Source organism: Klebsiella sp. 2680 (assembly GCF_900198535.1).
GTDB lineage: Bacteria > Pseudomonadota > Gammaproteobacteria > Enterobacterales > Enterobacteriaceae > Klebsiella > Klebsiella indica.
In genome coordinates, this window is sequence record NZ_FZNJ01000002.1 from 742,809 (window position 1) to 762,865 (window position 20,057).

The 20,057-nt window shown below is 59.9% G+C and carries 13 protein-coding genes; 11 read left to right on the forward strand and 2 right to left on the reverse strand.

The features are described 5' to 3' along the window. Positions 1-11 precede the first annotated feature (11 nt). The 5 genes from nifS to nifM are packed head-to-tail and all read left to right on the forward strand — an operon-like array spanning position 12 to position 3,869. On the forward strand, positions 12-1,214 hold the full coding sequence (nifS, locus tag FN037_RS10905) for a cysteine desulfurase NifS (protein ID WP_138361692.1): 1,203 nt from the start codon (positions 12-14) through the stop codon (positions 1,212-1,214). A 12-nt stretch (positions 1,215-1,226) separates the two neighbouring features. Further along, on the forward strand, positions 1,227-2,369 hold the full coding sequence (gene nifV / locus FN037_RS10910) for a homocitrate synthase (protein ID WP_138361691.1): 1,143 nt from the start codon (positions 1,227-1,229) through the stop codon (positions 2,367-2,369). Further along, entirely contained in the window at positions 2,369-2,629 is a 261-nt protein-coding gene (locus tag FN037_RS10915) for a nitrogenase-stabilizing/protective protein NifW (RefSeq protein ID WP_171034898.1), read from the forward strand. Before nifV ends, FN037_RS10915 begins: the two co-directional genes overlap by 1 nt. Beyond that, the gene (locus FN037_RS10920) at positions 2,626-3,072 is read left to right on the forward strand and encodes a nitrogen fixation protein NifZ (RefSeq protein WP_138361689.1); all 447 of its coding nucleotides are present in this window, start codon (positions 2,626-2,628) and stop codon (positions 3,070-3,072) included. The genes FN037_RS10915 and FN037_RS10920 overlap by 4 nt, the downstream gene beginning before the upstream one ends. Then, positions 3,069-3,869: a nitrogen fixation protein NifM gene (gene nifM, locus FN037_RS10925; RefSeq protein WP_142502212.1), complete on the forward strand. Its 801-nt coding sequence runs from the start codon at positions 3,069-3,071 to the stop codon at positions 3,867-3,869. The genes FN037_RS10920 and nifM overlap by 4 nt, the downstream gene beginning before the upstream one ends. A gap of 2,551 nt (positions 3,870-6,420) precedes the next feature. Here the strand turns inward: nifM and FN037_RS10930 are convergent. Further along, positions 6,421-6,951: a flavodoxin gene (locus FN037_RS10930; protein WP_142502213.1), complete on the reverse strand. Its 531-nt coding sequence runs from the start codon at positions 6,949-6,951 to the stop codon at positions 6,421-6,423. Positions 6,952-7,273: 322 nt separating this feature from the next. Here FN037_RS10930 and nifL point away from each other — a divergent pair, with 322 nt between their 5' ends. The 5 genes from nifL (at position 7,274) to FN037_RS10955 (ending at position 14,979) form a co-directional block, all read left to right on the forward strand. Continuing rightward, a complete protein-coding gene (gene nifL / locus FN037_RS10935; protein ID WP_138361747.1) occupies positions 7,274-8,761 on the forward strand; it encodes a nitrogen fixation negative regulator NifL in 1,488 nt (495 codons plus the stop codon). Further along, a complete protein-coding gene (nifA, locus tag FN037_RS10940) occupies positions 8,758-10,326 on the forward strand; it encodes a nif-specific transcriptional activator NifA (protein WP_142502214.1) in 1,569 nt (522 codons plus the stop codon). The genes nifL and nifA overlap by 4 nt, the downstream gene beginning before the upstream one ends. A 163-nt stretch (positions 10,327-10,489) precedes the next feature. Next, positions 10,490-11,896 (forward strand): nitrogenase cofactor biosynthesis protein NifB, encoded by a 1,407-nt coding sequence (gene nifB / locus FN037_RS10945; protein WP_142502215.1) that lies wholly within the window; start codon positions 10,490-10,492, stop codon positions 11,894-11,896. Further along, on the forward strand, positions 11,896-12,399 hold the full coding sequence (locus tag FN037_RS10950) for a nitrogen fixation protein NifQ (protein ID WP_142502216.1): 504 nt from the start codon (positions 11,896-11,898) through the stop codon (positions 12,397-12,399). The genes nifB and FN037_RS10950 overlap by 1 nt, the downstream gene beginning before the upstream one ends. Positions 12,400-14,574: 2,175 nt before the next feature. Beyond that, positions 14,575-14,979, forward strand: coding sequence for a hypothetical protein (locus FN037_RS10955; protein ID WP_142502217.1), 405 nt, complete (start codon positions 14,575-14,577; stop codon positions 14,977-14,979). A gap of 2,561 nt (positions 14,980-17,540) precedes the next feature. Here FN037_RS10955 and FN037_RS10960 read toward each other — a convergent pair. Beyond that, on the reverse strand, positions 17,541-18,824 hold the full coding sequence (locus FN037_RS10960) for a citrate synthase (RefSeq protein ID WP_138359897.1): 1,284 nt from the start codon (positions 18,822-18,824) through the stop codon (positions 17,541-17,543). Between the two features lie 248 nt (positions 18,825-19,072). Here FN037_RS10960 and FN037_RS10965 point away from each other — a divergent pair, with 248 nt between their 5' ends. After that, positions 19,073-19,978 carry a LysR family transcriptional regulator gene (locus FN037_RS10965; protein ID WP_142502218.1) on the forward strand — a complete coding sequence of 302 codons (906 nt, stop codon included), beginning with the start codon at positions 19,073-19,075 and terminating at the stop codon, positions 19,976-19,978. Positions 19,979-20,057: the final 79 nt, after the last annotated feature.

Consider the following 20,057-nt stretch of genomic DNA (forward strand, 5'->3'; position numbering starts at 1 on the left):
AGGGGGACAAGATGAAACAGGTTTATCTCGATAATAACGCCACCACGCGCCTGGACCCGATGGTTCTGGAAGCGATGATGCCCTTTTTGACGGATTTTTACGGCAACCCGTCATCAATACATGATTTCGGCATTCCGGCTCAGGCGGCTCTGGAGCGCGCACACCAGCAGGTTGCGGCGCTACTGGGCGCGGAATATCCCAGCGAGATAATCTTTACCTCCTGCGCCACCGAGGCCACCTCCACCGCTATCGCCTCGGCGGTCGCCCTGATGCCGGAACGTCGCGAAATTATTACCACCAGCGTCGAGCATCCGGCGACGCTGGCGGCCTGCGAACATCTGGAGCGTCAGGGGTATTTGATCCACCGGATCGCGGTCGATAGCGAGGGCGCGCTGGATATGGCGCAGTTCCGGGCGGCGCTCAGCCCGCGCGTCGCGCTGGTCAGCGTGATGTGGGCCAATAACGAAACCGGCGTGATTTTCCCGGTGGTCGACATGGCGGATCTGGCCCATGAACAAGGGGCGCTGTTTCACTGCGACGCGGTGCAGGTGGTGGGAAAATTGCCGATAAACGTCAGTAAGACCCGCATCGATATGCTCTCCTGTTCGGCACATAAGTTCCACGGGCCGAAAGGCGTCGGCTGCCTCTGGCTGCGTCGGGGAACGCGCTTTCGTCCGCTGCTGCGCGGCGGCCATCAGGAACACGGTCGGCGAGCCGGAACCGAAAACATCACCGGCATCGTCGGCATGGGCGCGGCCTGCGAACTGGCGCACATTCATCTGCCGGGAATGGGGCACATCAGCCAGTTGCGCGATCGCCTGGAACAGGGCCTGTTGGCTGACGTTCCCTCCGTGATGGTGATGGGCGGCAACCAGCCGCGCGTGCCGGGCACGGTAAATCTGGCTTTCGAGTTTATTGAAGGCGAGGCCATTCTGCTGCTGTTAAATAAGTCCGGGATCGCCGCGTCCAGCGGCAGCGCCTGTACATCAGGTTCGCTGGAGCCTTCCCACGTGATGCGGGCGATGAATATTCCCTACACCGCGGCCCACGGTACTATCCGTTTTTCCCTCTCGCGCTACACCCGGGAAAAAGAGATTGATTACGTCATCGCCACCCTGCCACCGATTATCGACCGGCTGCGCGCGCTGTCGCCCTACTGGCAAAACGGCAAGCCGCGCCCGGCGGATGCGCTATTCACGCCGATTTACGGCTAAGACGGGGTCGCGATGGGACGCATACTGATTAACGATACCACTCTGCGCGATGGTGAGCAGAGCCCCGGCGTAGCCTTTCGCACCAGCGAAAAGGTCGCCATTGCCGAGGCGCTGTATGCCGCGGGAGTAACGGCGATGGAAGTGGGCACCCCGGCAATGGGGGACGAGGAGATTACGCGGATCCAACTGGTGCGCCGCCAGTTGCCTCACGCCACCCTGATGACCTGGTGCCGGATGAACGCGCTGGAGATCCGTCAAAGCGCCGATCTGGGCATCGATTGGGTGGATATCTCCATTCCGGCGTCGGACAAACTGCGACAGTACAAACTGCGCGAGCCATTAGCGGTACTGCTGGAGCGGCTGGCGAAATTTATCCATCTTGCCCATACCCTCGGTATGAAGGTATGCGTGGGTTGCGAGGATGCCTCGCGGGCCAGCGAACAGACCCTGCGCGATATCGCCCTGGTGGCGCAGCAAGCCAGTGCCGCCCGCCTGCGCTACGCCGATACGGTCGGCATACTTGACCCGTTTACCACCGTGGCGCAAATCTCCGCCCTGCGTAACGTCTGGCCCGGCGAAATCGAAATGCATGCGCATAACGATCTTGGCCTTGCCGCCGCCAATACCCTGGCGGCGGTCAGGGCTGGCGCCACCAGCGTCAATACCACCATTCTTGGTCTTGGGGAACGGGCGGGCAACGCGGCGCTGGAGACCGTCGCGCTGGGTCTTGAACGCTGCCTCGGCGTCGAGACCGGCGTTCAGTTTGCGGCGCTGCCCGCGCTCTGTCAGAAAGTGGCGGATGCATCCTTGCGCCCCATCGACCCGCAGCAGCCGCTGGTGGGCGAGCTGGTCTTTACCCATGAGTCCGGCGTCCACGTGGCGGCGCTGCTGCGCGATAGCGAAAGCTATCAATCGATTGATCCGGCGCTGATTGGCCGCCGCTATAAGCTGGTACTGGGGAAACACTCCGGGCGTCAGGCGGTCAACGGCGTGTTCGACCAGATGGGGTATCACCTGAGTTCGGCGCAAATTAATCAACTGCTGCCCGCGATACGCCGCTTTGCCGAAAACTGGAAGCGCAGCCCGAAAGATTACGAACTGGTGGCACTCTATGATGAGATCTGCGCTGAACCCGTACTGCGAGCGAGGGGGTGATCATGGAGTGGTTTTATCACATACCCGGCGTTGACGAACTGAGCTCCGCCGAATCCTTTTTTCAGTTTTTTTCCGTCGCCTATCAGCCGGAGCGCCTTGCGCCCTGCTGTCTGCCGGTGCTGGCTACATTTCATCGCAAACTGCGCGCTGCAGTTCCGCTACGCAACCAACTGGAGGAAAACGCCCACGCACACTGGCTGCTGGCGCGGCGCTTGCTCGCTGAGAGCTATCAGCAGCACGTTCAGGAGAGCGGCACATGAGACCGAAATTCACCTTCAGCGACGAGGTCCGCGTGGTACGCGCGATTCGTAATGATGGCACCGTCGCGGGCTTCCCGCCGGGCGCGCTGCTGGTCAGGCGCGGCAGCACCGGGTTTGTGCGCGACTGGGGCATTTTTTTGCAGGATCAGATCATCTACCAGATCCACTTTCCCGACAGTGACCGGATTATCGGCTGCCGCGAACAGGAACTGATCCCCATCGCTCAGCCCTGGTTGGCCGGGAATTTGCAATATGGCGATACCGTCACCTGTCTGATGGCGTTGTCGGTCAACGGCGATGTGGTCGTGGCCGCCGGTCAGCGGGGACGCATTGAAGCCACCGATCAGGGGGAGTCCGGCGACGACTATACCGTCGACTTTAGCGGCCGCTGGTTCAGGGTCCCGGTACAGGCCATCGCCCTGGCTGAGGAGAGAGAATCATGAACGCATGGGAACGTTTTGGTCGACAGCGGCTGGCGCGCAGCCGCTGGAACCGTGAACTGAGCGCATTAAACGCAGCCGACAGAGAGGCTTTTGAGCAGGCCTGGCAGCGCCAGCACCAGATGGAACAGGCGATCGTCGCGCTGGTCCCGCCAGGCGATATTACCGCCGCGCTAAAAGAGAACATTGCCGCTTCCCTTAGCGTCTGGCTCGACGAGGGAGAGTTTACCCCACCAGAACGCGCGGCCATCATCTTGCATCACGCCCGGCTGGAGATCGCCTTTGCTGATATTGCCCGACAGGTGCCGCAGCCGGATCCCTCTACGGTACAGGCCTGGTATCTGCGCCATCAGACGCAGTTTATACGCCCGGAGCAGCGTCTGACCCGTCATCTGCTGCTGACCGTCGATGATGACCGCGAAGCGGTTCACCGGCAAATCCTGCGTTTTTATCAGCAAATCGACGCTTCCCGCAACGCCTTTGCGCCGCTGGCGCAGCGCTATTCCCAGTGTCCGAGCGCGCTGGAGGGCGGGCGTTTAGGCTGGATTAGCCGAGGGTTACTTTATCCGCAACTGGAGGAGGCGTTGTTTTCGCTGACGGAAAACGGGCTGAGTCCGCCGGTCGCCAGCGAGCTGGGCTGGCATCTGTTATGGTGTGAAGCGATTCGCCCTGCCGAACCGATGGCGCCGCAGCAGGCGCTGCAGAGCGCCCGGGATTATCTCTGGCAGCAGAGTCAACAGCGCCACCAGCGCCAGTGGCTGGAGCAGATGATCTCCCGTCAGCCGGGGCTGTGCGGGTAGCCGCGTCCGGGCTGTTGCCCCTCAGGCGACCGGAAACCCGTAGCCCCGTTAAGCGCCACGCCGCCGGGGGATAACAAGCCCATTTAGCTACCATGCCCACATTTTGCCGGGTGGCGGCTAACGCCTTACCCGGCCTACTCGGTTGTGTTTTATCACCTTCAGCGGTCAGGCAGTTGCAGGTTTACTGCGGGCTCACCGCCGGGGGGTTGGGCGCATCAGGGAAAACTGGCGGGAACGCAGGCGCGCATCCAGGACTGGCCGCCAGGACGGCGGCCAGAGGGCGGGTCGAGACAGGACAAAATTGCCGGGAGCAATTTTGAACAGCGCTTGCGCTGGCCCTGAAAGGGCGAGTCCCAGGGATGGGACGAGTAATCACGAGTCGCGCCCGGTCCGCCAGATGAAGCCGGAGTGAAGCGGACCGCGCAGCGGCAGGTTTCCAGCGCCATGCCGGGGGTGCAGGGGGACGGGCGAAACGTCCCCCTGCCCGTTCACAGGCTGTGGAGATAACATATATCCTCGTACTGACAGTGAACGGAACAACCCTCTGAACCAGAATGTGAAGCAGGTTTGAGCGCGATGCCGAATCTGTATGAAATTATTGTGCCCGCATTTTTGCCGGGTGGCGGCTGACGCCTTACCCGGCCTACTCACTCTGAGCGCCCGTAGCCCCGGTAAGCGCAGCGCCACCGGGGGATGAGAGGCCGGTTTTAGCTACCATGCCCGCATTCTTGTCAGGTGGCGGCTGACGCCTTACCTGACCTGGAAAACCATAAATACAGGCCCTGCGCCACGGGTTCCGTTCACCGTAATCCCGCAGAAAATGAACTACCGTCGCCCGTGAACGGGTAAAGGGGGAGAAAACCGTCTCCCCCTTTACTATCCCCGCGGTCCCGCAAAGAAACCGGTGCTGCGCACTGCGCTCACCTCCCGACCCTCAGCCTGCGGTCGGCTCAACTCGACGGCCTGTCTCGATTCGCCTCTGTCCGCCATCCCTGGCGTCCAGCCCTTGTCTTCGGGTCTCCGGCTCGCCGGTTTCAGCGGGCACCAGGGCATCGCTGCGGGTTTTGTGCTTTCAGCAGCGTATTCGTCGCTGTTCGTTTTTTCAGGGGAGGTTCTGTGTTTTATCATCTTCAGCGGCCAGGCAGTTGCAGGTTTACTGCGGGCTCACCGCCGGGGGGTTGGGCGCATCAGGGAAACCTGGCGGGAACGCAGGCGCGCATCCAGGACTGGCCGCCAGGACGGCGGCCAGAGGGCGGGTCGAGACAGGGCCGTCGAGTCGCGCCCGGTCCGCCAGATGAAGCCGGAGTGGAGCGGACCGCGAAGCGGCAGGTTTCCAGCGCCATGCCGGGGGTGCAGGGGGACGAGCGAAACGTCCCCCTGCCCGTTCACACGCTGTGGAGATAACATATATCCTCGTACTGACAGTGAACGGAACAACCCTCTGAACCAGAATGTGAAGCAGGTTTGAGCGTGATGCCGAATCTGTATGAAATTATTGTGCCCGCATTTTTGCCGGGTGGCGGCTAGCGCCTTACCCGGCCTACTCACTCTGAGCGCCCGTAGCCCCGGTAAGCGCAGCGCCACCGGGGGATGAGAGGCCGGTTTTAGCTACCATGCCTGCATTCTTGTCAGGTGGCGGCTGACGCCTTACCTGACCTGGAAAACCATAAATACAGGCCCTGCGCCACGGGTTCCGTTCACCGTAATCCCGCAGAAAATGGATGACCGTCGCCCGTGAACGGGTAAAGGGGAGAAAACCGTCTCCCCTTTACAATCCCCGCGGTCCCGCAAAGAAACCGGTGCTGCGCACTGCGCTCACCTCCCGGTCCTCAGCCTGCGGTCGGCTCAACTCGGTACTACTCGTCCCATCCCTGGGACTCGCCCTTTCAGGGCCAGCGCAAGCGCTGTTCAAAATTGCTCCCGGCAATTTTGTCATGTCTCGATTCGCCTCTGGCCGCCATCCCTGGCGTCCAGCCCTTGTCTTCGGGTCTCCGGCTCGCCGGTTTCAGCGGGCACCAGGGCATCGCTGAGAGTTTTGTGGTTTCAGCAGCATATTCGTCGCTGTCGGTCTTTCAGATGTGGCAGGTATTTCCCCGGTTTTTTATCACCTTCAGCGGTCAGGCAGTTGCAGGTTTCCTGCGGGCTCACCGCCGGGGGGTTGGGCGCATCAGGGAAACCTGGCGGGAACGCAGGCGCGCATCCAGGACTGGCCGCCAGGACGGCGGCCAGAGGCTGAGTCGCGGCAAGGATGCCGCGTCTCAGCCGGTCCGCCAGATGAAGCCGGAGTGGAGCGGACCGCGAAGCGGCAGGTTTCCAGCGCCATGCCGGGGGTGCAGGGGGACGGGCGAAACGTCCCCCTGCCCGTTCACACGCTGTGGAGATAACATATATCCTCGTACTGACAGTGAACGGAACAACCCTCTGAACCAGAATGTGAAGCAGGTTTGAGCGCGATGCCGAATCTGTATGAAATTATTGTGCCCGCATTTTTGCCGGGTGGCGGAAATACAGACACAATATCTAATATCGGCTTACCATCAATCTCAAACGCCTACAGTACGGCACTTTTAATCTCCTCCAGCCAGGCCGCCACACGCGCTTCGGTCTGATCGAACTGGTTATCCTGATCGAGCACCAGCCCAACAAATCGCTCTCCGTCCAGCGCCGCGGAAGCGCTAAACTCATAACCTTCATTCGGCCAACTGCCAATCACCTGCGCGCCTGCGGCGCACAACGCGTCGTACAGGGGACGCATGCCGCTGACAAAATTATCAGGATAGCCCTTCTGATCGCCGAGACCGAACAACGCCACGGTTTTCCCGCTCAGGCTCACGCCGTCAAGTCCGCTAATAAATTCGCTCCATGATTCGCTTTCGCACCCGGCGTCCAGCCCCGGCAACTGGCCGTCGCCGAGAGTCGGCGTACCCAGCAGCAGAACCGGATAGGCCATAAAATCCTCCAGCGTAGTGCGGTTAATGTTGACCGGGGCATCCGCTACATCGCCCAGCCGCTTGTGGATCATTTTCGCGATTTTGCGGGTTTTACCGGTATCGGTGCCAAAGAAAATACCAATATTCGCCATTGTTGTGCTCCTGTCGGGAAAGGTGTCTGAAAACACGAGTTACCGCAGGGGTATTGCGAAGGCTGTGCCAGGTTTCTTTGCACTACAACGGCTCACCCCTGCCCCATAACGATCGCACCTGCGCCGCCATCACCGGCCGCACCGGGCGCGCCGGGCCGACATCCCGCCAAAAATGCCTGGTTTTCCCCGATCGGATCAATGTTTCTGCAGGTCGCGCTGACAAAGGCGCATTGTTTGCATGGTTATATGCGTTGAGATAAAACCGCGCCATCTCTGTCGCGGTGTCAGACAAATTGTCATAACTGCGACACAGGAGTTTGTAATGACCCTGAATATGATGCTCGATAACGCCGTGCCGGAAGCCATCGCTGGCGCACTGACGCAACAACATCCGGGGCTGTTTTTTACCATGGTGGAGCAGGCATCGGTGGCGATTTCACTCACCGATGCCCGGGCAAATATTATTTACGCCAACCCGGCGTTTTGCCGCCAGACCGGGTATTCTCTGGCGCAATTGTTAAATCAAAATCCGCGCCTGCTGGCCAGCAGCCAGACGCCGCGCGAAATCTATCAGGAGATGTGGCAAACCCTACTCCAGCGCCAGCCGTGGCGCGGCCAGTTAATTAATCGACGCCGGGACGGCGACCTGTATCTGGTGGATATCGACATCACGCCGGTGCTAAACCCGAAGGGCGAACTGGAGCATTATCTGGCGATGCAGCGGGATATCAGCGTCAGCTACACTCTGGAGCAGCGGCTGCGCAACCATATGATGCTGATGGAGGCGGTGCTCAATAATATCCCCGCCGCGGTGGTGGTAGTGGATGAGCAGGATCGGGTGGTGATGGATAACCTCGCCTATAAAACCTTCTGCGCGGACTGCGGCGGTAAAGAGCTACTGGTTGAGCTACAGGTTTCACCACGCAAAATCGGCCCCGGCGTGGAACAGATCCTGCCGGTGGTGGTGCGCGGCGCGGTCCGCTGGCTGTCGGTGACCTGCTGGGCGCTGCCTGGCGTTAGCGAAGAAGCCAGCCGTTATTTTGTCGATAGCGCCCCGGCGAGAACGCTGATAGTGATCGCCGACTGCACCCAGCAGCGTCAGCAGCAGGAGCAGGGTCGCCTCGATCGCCTGAAACAGCAGATGACCGCCGGTAAGCTGCTGGCCGCCATCCGCGAGTCGCTGGACGCGGCGCTGATTCAGCTTAACTGCCCGATAAACATGCTGGCGGCCGCCCGGCGGCTGAACGGCGAAGGCAGCGGCAACGTCGCGCTGGACGCGGCGTGGCGCGAAGGCGAAGAAGCAATGGCGCGGCTACAGCGCTGCCGCCCCTCCCTGGCGCTGGAAAGCAATACCGTCTGGCCGCTTCAGCCGTTCTTTGACGACCTGTGCGCCCTGTACCGCACCCGCTTTGACGATCGCGCGATGCTGCAGGTAGGCATGGCTTCGCCGCATCTGGTCGGCTTTGGCCAGCGCACGCAGCTACTGGCCTGTTTAAGTTTATGGCTCGACCGCACGCTGGCGCTCGCGGCAGAGTTGCCCTCCGTGCCGCTGGAGATCGAACTCTATGCCGAAGAAGAGGAAGGATGGCTGGCGCTGTACCTCAATGATAATGTCCCGCTGCTGCAGGTACGTTATACCCACTCCCCCGATGCCTTAAACTCGCCCGGCAAAGGGATGGAACTGCGGCTGATACAGACGCTGGTAGCCCACCATCGCGGCGCCATTGAGCTGACGTCCCGTCCCCAGGGCGGGACCTGTCTTATTCTGCGTTTCCCGCTCTTTAACACCCTGACCGGAGGTGAACAATGATCCATAAATCCGACTCGGATACCACTGTCAGGCGTTTTGATCTCTCACAACAGTTTACCGCCATGCAGCGGATCAGCGTGATCCTGAGTCGCGCCACTGAGGCGAGCAAAACGCTTCAGGAGGTGCTGAGCGTTTTACACAACGATGCTTTTATGCAGCACGGGATGATTTGCCTGTACGATAGCGAACAGGAAATTCTGAATATCGAAGCTCTGCAGCAGACGGAACACCAGATGCTGCCCGGCAGTACACAGATTCGCTACCGGCCAGGGGAAGGGCTGGTCGGCACCGTGCTGGCGCAGGGCCAATCGCTGGTACTACTGCGCGTCGCCGACGATCAGCGTTTTCTCGATCGTCTGAGCCTGTACGATTACGACCTGCCCTTTATCGCGGTTCCATTGATGGGGCCTCATTCCCGGCCCATTGGCGTACTGGCGGCGCAGCCAATGGCGCGTCAGGAAGAGCGGTTGCCCGCCTGCACGCGGTTTCTGGAAACCGTCGCTAATCTGGTCGCGCAGACCATTCGGCTGATGATCCTCCCGACATCGGCGTCGCAACCGCAGCCTCCCCGGGTAGAACGGCCGCGCACCTGCACGCCATCGCGGGATTTTGGCCTGGAGAATATGGTCGGGAAAAGCCCGGCGATGCGGCAGATTACAGAAATCATTCGTCAGGTCTCCCGCTGGGACACCACGGTGCTGGTGCGCGGCGAAAGCGGTACCGGGAAAGAGCTTATCGCCAACGCGATTCACCATAATTCACCGCGCGCCGCCGCCGCGTTCGTCAAATTTAACTGTGCGGCACTGCCGGATACGTTGCTGGAGAGCGAACTGTTTGGCCACGAGAAAGGCGCGTTTACCGGCGCGGTTCGCCAGCGCAAAGGCCGCTTTGAGCTGGCTGACGGCGGCACCCTGTTCCTTGATGAAATCGGCGAAAGCAGCGCCTCGTTTCAGGCCAAGCTGCTGCGTATTCTGCAAGAGGGCGAGATGGAACGGGTCGGCGGCGATGAAACCCTGCGTGTGAACGTGCGCATCATCGCGGCGACCAACCGTCATCTGGAAGAGGAAGTGCGGCTGGGGAATTTCCGCGAGGATCTTTACTATCGCCTGAACGTGATGCCCATCGCCCTGCCCCCGCTGCGGGAACGCCAGGAGGATATTGCCGAACTGGCGCACTTTCTGGTACGTAAAATCGCCCGCAATCAGGGAAGAACGCTGCGGATCAGCGATGGCGCGATCCGCCTGTTGATGGAGTACAGCTGGCCGGGCAACGTGCGCGAACTGGAAAACTGTCTCGAACGCTCGGCGGTAATGTCGGAAAGCGGGCTGATCGATCGGGACGTGATCCTGTTCAATCATCGCGATAATCCGCCAAAAGCGCAGCCCATCAGCGCGCCGACGGAAGACAGCTGGCTTGATAACACGCTGGATGAACGCCAGCGGCTGATTGCCGCCCTGGAAAAGGCGGGCTGGGTGCAGGCCAAAGCGGCGCGGCTGCTCGGGATGACGCCGCGCCAGGTCGCTTACCGGATTCAGATAATGGACATTACCATGCCGCGACTCTGAGCCGCTGTGTAAGGTTCAGTACATTGTCGCCAGCGCGGCGGAATTGCGACAATTTATCGCCGAGAATAATGATAAAAATCTATATTTTTCAGTAAATTGAAAAAGTCATCTTTGGTATAGCATTTGCAGCAGGAAGGTATCGCCCAACTACGAAGGTACGATCATGACTTCCTGCTCTTCTTTTCCCGGCGGCAGAGCCTGCGGCGCTGCGGATAACAGCTCGTTAACGCCGCTGGTTGCCGATAAGGTTGCCGCACACCCCTGCTATTCTCGTCATGGGCATCACCGTTTTGCGCGGATGCATCTGCCGGTCGCGCCCGCCTGCAATTTGCAGTGTAACTACTGTAATCGTAAGTTCGATTGCAGTAATGAATCCCGACCCGGCGTGTCGTCAACGCTGCTGACGCCGGAGCAAGCGGTCCTCAAAGTGCGTCAGGTCGCGCAGGCGATCCCGCAGCTTTCGGTCGTCGGCATCGCCGGTCCCGGCGATCCGCTGGCCAACCTCGCCCGGACCTTTCGTACGCTTGAACTCATCCGTGAACAGCTTCCGGACCTGAAATTATGCCTGTCGACGAATGGCCTGATGCTGCCGGACGCGGTCGACCGTCTGCTGGATGTCGGGGTTGATCACGTAACGGTCACTATTAATACGCTGGATGCGGAGATTGCCGCGCAGATCTACGCCTGGCTATGGCTGGACGGCGAACGCTACAGCGGGCGCGAGGCCGGAGAAATACTTATCGCCCGTCAGATGGAGGGGGTGCGCAGGCTGACCGCTAAAGGCGTGCTGGTGAAAATTAACTCGGTGCTGATCCCCGGCATTAACGATAGCAGCATGGCGGAGGTCAGCCGCCAGCTTCAGGCCAGCGGCGCGTTTATCCATAATATTATGCCGCTGATTGCCAGGCCGGAGCACGGTACGGTATTTGGTCTCAACGGTCAGCCGGAGCCGGATGCCGACATGCTCGCGGCGATTCGCAGCCAGTGTGGTGAAGTGATGCCGCAGATGACCCACTGCCACCAGTGCCGCGCCGACGCTATCGGGATGTTGGGTGAAGACCGCAGCCAGCAGTTTACGCAACTTCCGCACCCGGCGAGCCTCCCCGCCTGGCTGCCGATCCTCCACCAGCGGGCGCAGCTTCATGCCAGCATTGCCACGCGCGGGGAATCTGAGGCTGATGACGCCTGTCTGGTCGCCGTGGCCTCAAGCCGGGGAGATGTGATTGATTGCCATTTTGGCCACGCCGACCGGTTCTATATTTACAGCCTGTCGGCCGCCGGAATGGTGCTGGTCAACGAACGGTTTACGCCCAAATATTGCCAGGGGCACGATGATTGCGAGCCGCAGGATAACGATGCCCGATTCACGGCGATCCTCGACCTGCTGGCAGACGTGGCGGCCGTATTCTGCGTGCGCATTGGTCATGCGCCATGGCAAAAACTGGAACAGGCGGGAATCGAGCCATGCATCGACGGCGCATGGCGTTCAGTGTCAGAAGTGCTTCCCGACTGGTGGCGGCAGCGTCGGGGGAACTGGTCCGCTTCGCAAACGCATAAGGGGGTCGCCTGATGCATCCACTCGACTGGTTAACACGCTTATGGCGGTTATATCACGCGGGGAAAGGGAGTTTTCCGCTGCGCATGGGGCTGAGCCCGGACGAGTGGCAGGCATTGCAGCAACAGCTGGGGGAAGTAGAAACGCCGCTGGATGGCGAGACATTAACCCGTCGGCGCCTGATGACGGAGCTGAACGCCACCCGTGAAGAAGAGTGCCAGCAGTTAAGGCTGTGGCTGGCGAGCTGGATGCAGCAGGACGCCGGACCGATGGCGCAGATCGTTGCCGAGGTATCGCTGGCATTTAATCATCTCTGGCAGGATCTGGGTCTTGAGTCGCGGGGAGAATTGCGTCTGTTAATGAGCGACTGTTTTCCGCAGCTGGTTGTGATGAACGAGCATAATATGCGCTGGAAAAAGTTCTTTTATCGTCAGCGCTGTTTGCTGCAGCAAGGGGAAGTGATCTGCCGCTCGCCAAGCTGTGACGAATGCCTGGAACGCAGCGTCTGTTTTGAATAGCGGCGTCGAGGAGGCGGCGCCATGCGCCTGAAACAAAAAGCCGGAGCCCGGCCAACCTTCTGATAGATGACCTTTGGGTATCGTCCCCGTATTTTTGCCGGGTGGCGGCTGGCGCCTTACCTCACCTGGAAAACCATAAATACAGGCCCTGCGCCACGGGTTCCGTTCACCGTAATCCCGCAGAAAATGGATGACTGTCGCCCGTGAACGGGTAAAGGGGGAGAAAACCGTCTCCCCTTTACAATCCCCGCGGTCCCGCAAAGAAACCGGTGCTGCGCACTGCGCTCACCTCCCGACCCTCAGCCTGCGGTCGGCTCAACTCGGTACTACTCGTCCCATCCCTGGGACTCGCCCTTTCAGGGCCAGCGCAAGCGCTGTTCAAAATTGCTCCCGGCAATTTTGTCATGCCTCGATTCGCCTCTGGCCGCCATCCCTGGCGTCCAGCCCTTGTCTTCGGGTCTCCGGTTCGCCGGTTTCAGCGGGCACCAGGGCATCGCTGTGAGTTTTGTGCTTTCAGCAGGATATTCGTCGCAGCTTAAAGAAACGGTGTTTTATCACTTTCAGCGGTCAGGCAGTTGCAGGTTTACTGCGGGCTCACCGCCGGGGGGTTGGGCGCATCAGGGAAACCTGGCGGGAACGCAGGCGCACATCCAGGACTGGCCGCCAGATGAAGCCGGAGTGAAGCGGACCGCGCAGCGGCAGGTTTCCAGCGCCATGCCGGGGGTGCAGGGGGACGGGCGAAACGTCCCCCCTGCCCGTTCACTCGCAAGGGTCAGAAAAACTATCTCCGTATTCACAGTGAACGGAACAGCCCACGGAACCAGAATGTGAAGCAGGTTTAAGCGTGATACCGAATCTGTATGAAATTATTGTGCCCACATTTTTGCCGGGTGGCGGCTGACGCCTTACCTGATCTGGAATCCCATAAATACAGGCCCTACGCCACGGGTTCCGTTCACCGTAATCCCGCAGAAAATGAACTACCGTCGCCCGTGAACGGGTAAAGGGGGAGAAAACCGTCTCCCCCTTTACAATCCCCGCGGTCCCGCAAAGAAACCGGTGCTGCGCACTGCGCTCACCTCCCGACCCTCAGCCTGCGGTCGGCTCAACTCGGCGTCATGCCTCGATTCGCCTCTGTCCGCCATCCCTGGCGTCCAGCCCTTGTCTTCGGGTCTCCGGTTCGCCGGTTTCAGCGGGCACCAGGGCATCGCTGTGGGTTTTGTGCTTTCAGCAGGGTATTCGTCGCTGTCGGTCTTTCAGATGAGGGCGGTATTTTCCCCAGTTTTTATCACCTTCAGCGGTCAGGCAGTTGCAGGTTTACTGCGGGCTCACCGCCGGGGGGTTGGGCGCATCAGGGAAACCTGGCGGGAACGCAGGCGCGCATCCAGGACTGGCCGCCAGGACGGCGGCCAGAGGCTGAGTCGTGACAGGACAAAATTGCCCGGAGCAATTTTGAACAGCGCTTGCGCTGGCCCTGAAAGGGCGAGTCCCAGGGATGGGACGAGTAATCACGAGTCGCGCCCGGTCCGCTAGATGAAGCCGGAGTGGAGCACACCGCGCAGCGGCAGGTTTCCAGCGCAATGCCGGGGGTGCAGGGGGACGGGCGAAACGTCCCCCTGCCCGTTCACACGTAACGAACAGAAAGACTGACTGCGTACTGACAGTGAACGGAACAGCCCACAGAACCAGAATGTGAAGCAGGTTTAAGCGTGATGCCGAATCTGTATGAAATTATTGTGCCCGCATTTTTGCCGGGTGGCGGCTACGCCTTACCCGGCCTACTCACTGTCAGTCTTTCAGATGTGGCAGATATTTCTCCCGGTTTTTTATCATCTTCAGCGGCCAGACAGTTGCAGGTTTACTGCGGGCTCACCGCCGGGGGGTTGGGCGCATCAGGGAAACCTGGCGGGAACGCAGGTGCACATCCAGGACTGGCCGCCAGGACGGCGGCCAGAGGGCGGGTCGAGACAAGGCCGTCGAGTCCCGCCCGGTCCGCCAGATGAAGCCGGAGTGGAGCGGACCGCGAAGCGGCAGGTTTCCAGCGCCATGCCGGGGGTGCAGGGGGACGGGCGAAACGTCCCCCTGCCCGTTCACTCGCAAGGGTCAGAAAAACTATCTCCGTATTCACAGTGAACGGAACAGCCCGCTGAACCAGAATGTGAAGCAGGTTTGAGCGTGATGCCGAATCTGTATGAAATTATTGTGCCCGCATTTTTGCCGGGTGGCGGCTACGCCTTACCCGGCCTACTCACTGTCAGTCTTTCAGATGTGGCAGATATTTCTCCCGGTTTTTTATCATCTTCAGCGGCCAGACAGTTTCAGGTTTCCTGCGGGCTCACCGCAGGGGGTTGGGCGCATCAGGGAAACCTGGCGGGAACGCAGGCGCGCATCCAGGACTGGCCGCCAGGACGGCGGCCAGAGGCTGAGTCGCGGCAAGGATGCCGCGTCTCAGCCGGTCCGCCAGATGAAGCCGGAGTGGAGCGCACCGCGCAGCGGCAGGTTCCCAGCGCCATGCCGGGGGTGCAGGGGGACGGGCGAAACGTCCCCCTGCCCGTTCACACGCAACGAACAGAAGAGTGACCGCGTACTGACAGTGAACGGAACAGCCCTCTGAACCGGAATATGAGAAGGCAGCATTGCGCTTTCCATACACGGTTAAACCTGATTAGTCTCCATTCCTGTGGACAAAGGTTCCGTTCACCGTAATCCCGCAGAAAATGAACTACCGTCGCCCGTGAACGGGTAAAGGGGGAGAAAACCGTCTCCCCCTTGTACAATCCCCGCGGTCCCGCAAAGAAACCGGTGCTGCGCACTGCGCTCACCTCCCGCCCCTCAGCCTGCGGTCGGCTCAACTCGGCGTCATGCCTCGATTCGCCTCTGGCCGCCATCCCTGGCGTCCAGCCCTTGTCTTCGGGTCTCCGGTTCGCCGGTTTCAGCGGGCACCAGGGCATCGCTGTAGGTTCTGTGCTTTCAGCAGGGTATTAGTCGCTGCTTAAAAAAACAGTGTTTTATCACCTTCAGCGGTCAGACAGTTGCAGGTTTCCAGCGCAATGCCGTTCACCGGCTGCGGAGATAACGAATATCCTCGTACTGACGGTGAACGGAACAACCCTCTGAACCAGAATGTGAAGCAGGTTTGAGCGTGATGCCGAATCTGTATGAAATTATTGTGCCCGCATTTTTTCCGGGTGGCGGCTACGCCTTACCCGGCCTACTTAATGTCAGTCTTTCAGATGTGGCAGATATTTCTCCCGGTTTTTTATCATCTTCAGCGGCCAGGCAGTTGCAGGTTTACTGCGGGCTCACCGCAGGGGGGTTGGGCGCATCAGGGAAACCTGGCGGGAACGCAGGCGCGCATCCAGGACTGGCCGCCAGGACGGCGGCCAGAGGGCGTGTCGAGACAGGACAAAATTGCCTGGAGCAATTTTGAACAGCGCTTGCGCTGGCCCTGAAAGGGCGAGTCCCAGGGATGGGACGAGTAATCACGAGTCGCGCCCGGTCCGCCAGATGAAGCCGGAGTGGAGCGCACCGCGAAGCGGCAGGTTTCCAGCGCCATGCCGGGGGTGCAGGGGGACGGGCGAAACGTCCCCCTGCCCGTTCACTCGCAAGGGTCAGAAAACTATCGGCGTACTCACAGTGAACGGAACAGCCCGCTGAACCAGAATGTGAAGCAGATTTGAGCGTGATGCCGAATCTGTATGAAATTATTGTGCCCGCATTTTGCCGGGTGGAGGCTGACGCCTTACCTGATCTGGAATCCCATAAATACAGGCCCTACGCCACGGGTTCCGTTCACCGTAATCCCGTAGAAAATGAACTACCGTCGCCCGTGAACGGGTAAAGGGGGAGAAAACCGTCTCCCCCTTTACTATCCCCGCGGTCCCGCAAAGAAACCGGTGCTGCGCACTGCGCTTACCTCCCGACCCTCAGCCTGCGGTCGGCTCAACTCGACGGCCTGTCTCGATTCGCCTCTGTCCGCCATCCCTGGCGTCCAGCCCTTGTCTTCGGGTCTCCGGTTCGCCGGTTTCAGCGGGCACCAGGGCATCGCTGCGAGTTTTGTGGTTTCAGCAGGGTATTCGTCGCTGTTCGTTTTTTCAGGAGAGGTTCTGTGTTTTATCACCCTCAGCGGCCAGACAGTTCCAGGTTTCCTGCGGGCTCACCGCCAGGGGGTTGGGCGCATCAGGGAAACCTGGCGGGAACGCAGGCGCGCATCCAGGACTGGCCGCCAGGACGGCGGCCAGAGGCTGAGTCGCGGCAAGGATGCCGCGTCTCAGCCGGTCCGCCAGATGAAGCCGGAGTGGAGCGGACCGCGCAGCGGCAGGTTTCCAGCGCCATGCCGGGGGTGCAGGGGGACGGGCGAAACGTCCCCCTGCCCGTTCACACGCAACGAACAGAAAGACTGACCGCGTACTGACAGTGAACGGAACAGCCCACGGAACCAGAATGTGAAGCAGGTTTAAGCGTGATGCCGAATCTGTATGAAATTATTGTGCCCGCATTTTTGCCGGGTGGCGGCTGACGCCTTACCCGGCCTACTTAATATCAGTCTTTCAGGTGAGGCAAAGGTATTTTCCCCAGTTTTTATCACCTTCAGCGGCCGGGCAGTTGCAGCTTTACTGCGGGCCCATCGCAGGGGCGTTGGGCGCATCAGGGAAACCTGGCGGGAACGCAGGCGCACATCCAGGACTGGCCGCCAGGACGGCGGCAAGAGGCTGAGTCGCGGCAAGGATGCCGCGTCTCAGCCGGTCCGCCAGATGAAGCCGGAATGGAGCGGACCGCGAAGCGGCAGGTTTCCAGCGCCATGCCGGGGGTGCAGGGGGACGGGCGAAACGTCCCTCTGCCCGTTCACACGCAACGAACAGAAAGACTGACCGCGTACTGACAGTGAACGGAACAGCCCACGGAACCAGAATGTGAAGCAGGTTTGAGCGTGATGCCGAATCTGTATGAAATTATTGTGCCCACATTTTTGCCGGGTGGCGGCTACGCCTTACCCGGCCTACTCACTATCTCCGTATTCACAGTGAACGGAACAGCCCTCTGAACCAGAATGTGAGGGGGCAGCGGGCCAGCACTGCGTCTTTCCATACACCGCCAGGCCGCGTCTGTCTCCACACCTGTGGATTAGAATACGTGCAACATCACCCTTTGCGGCGCGAAACGTAATCCCGCATTTTCTCACCGGTATAAATCTGCCGCGGACGATAAATATTCAGCGGCGTCTCATGCATCTCATTCCAGTGCGCCACCCAGCCGAGCGTTCTGCCGACGGCGGTAACCACCACAAACATTGACGAAGGCAGCCCCATCGCCTTCAGGATCACCGCAGTATAGAAATCAACGCTGGGCGACAGGCCATTCTCGACAAAGTACGGATCGGTCAGCGCCACCTCTTCAAGGGCCATCGCCACCTGCAGCGGCATATCAGACATCCCCAGCTCATTCAGCACCCGATGGCAGGTCTCCCGCAGAATAGCGGCTCTCGGATCGAGATTGCGATAGCGGGAATTACCGAATCCCAGACGACGAAACGCCTGCGGATCGCGTTTCGCTTTACTGAGGAACGCGGGGATTTGATCGACGGTGTTAATCTCCTCCAGCATGCGCATACTGGCTTCGTTCGCCCCGCCGTGAGTTGGCCCCCACAGGGAAGCCAGCCCTGCGGCGATGCAGGCGAACAGATTCGCGCCGGACGAGCCCGCCGCCCGCACCGTGGTGGTTGAGGCGCACTGCCCGTGGTCGGCATGCAGCACCAGAATCTGATTCATCGCCTGCTCAATCACCGGATTGAGCTGATAATCCTCAGCCGGAATGGCAAACAGCATATGCAGGAAGTTCCCCGCGTAGGAGAGATCGTTGCGCGGATACTGCGCCGGTTGCTCAATGGAAAACTTATAGCTCATCGCCGCCAGCGTCGGCATTTTCGACAGCAAACGGGTAGCGGCCAGCGCACGGTGCGCCGGGTTTTCCACATCCAGCACATCGTGATAAAACGCCGCCAGCGTCCCCACCAGGGCGCACATTAAGGCCATAGGATGGGAATCGCGACGAAAACTGCTGCACATACGCGCAATCTGCTCATGCACCAGGCTGTGGCGAGTAATATTTTCTTTAAATTGCTGATAGCTGGCTTCGTCTGGCGCATCCCCTTGCAGCAAAATCCAGGCGACCTCAAGGAAATCGCACTGGCGGGCCAGTTGATCAACCGGATAGCCCCGGTGCAGCAGAATGCTCTTTTCGGTATCAATATAGGAAATCGCCGACGCGCAGCCCGCGGTATTCGTAAAACCGGGGTCAAAACTACAGATCCCGAGCGGCGCAAGCGGACGGATATCCATGCCGACATGGCCCAGCGTTCCCGAGACCGTACTCAAAGGAATTGACTGTTGTTCATCCAAAGACAGCGTTAGCGATTTTGTCGTCATCCTGTAAGGTCCCCTTCCACAACACATGAATAATTAACCTGGACATTTTCCAGGCAGAATTGCCAACATAACAGAGTCGCCCGGGGATTCTTTGATATAAATAAAATCCGCGCAAAGAATCGCCCGTTTTCGTCGCCTCACCCCTGCTGAGGCCTCTGCAACCGGGCCCTCCGCTCAGGCGATGACGTGTCCAGCGCCTTCTCCTTTGCTATAGTGCCACCACTGACAATACACCTCAGGAAAATCTTATGGAACGGCTGGATTGCGATCGAATGTTCGTTGCGGTAATGGAAACCGGCAGTTTTACTCTCGCCGCCCAGCGCTGCGGTACCAGTCACGGCCAGGCCTCGAAACTTATTTCCAGCCTCGAACGCAGCCTGGGCGTCAATCTGTTAAGGCGCAGCACCCGCTCACTGACGCCGACTGATGTCGGACTGGCCTACTATGAGCGCATCCGCCAGTTGCTGACTGACTATGATGAACTCAACGACGCGGTGCGGAATATCGCCAACGCCCCCTCCGGGCGGCTGCGGATCTCCGCTCCGGTGACCTTTGGCACCACGCAACTGGCCCCGCATCTGGTTACTTTCGCCCACCGTTATCCGGATATCGAGCTCGACGTCAGCTTCTCCGATCGGCTGGTCAGCGTGGTGGACGAAGGTTTTGACCTTGCGATACGTATTGGCAATCTGAGCGACAGCGCGCTGCTTGCCCGCCGCCTGTGTCCCATCCGCAACGTGGTGGTCGCGGCGCCGGAATATCTCTCTCGCCGAGGTGAACCGCCGCGCTGGGACGCCCTAAACCAACACGATCTGATTGTCGATACCAATTTTCGCGATCCCTGGCACTGGCCGTTCCTCGATAGGCAGCAGCTACACGCCCAGCCGGTCTCTGGTAAATTAAAATTTTCCAATGCTGAAGTTTGTCTGGCCGCCGCCCGCTCCGGTCTCGGCATCGCCCGGCTCCCCTATTTTATCGCCCGCCAGGCCATTGACGAAGGTAGCGTGATTCCGCTGCTGACGGCTTACGAAGCGCCGCCGCTGGCGCTGTATGCCGTTTTCCCTCCCGCACGCTACCTGGCGCACAAATCCCGGGTGATGATCGATTTTCTGGCCGAAGTCTTTGCCAATGATGAAGAACGCGCCCGCTGTTGACATTATTTCCGTAATGGAAATAAACATGCGCCTTTTGCACGGATAATCAGACAAACGAAATCGAGTACAGTCTTCGCAT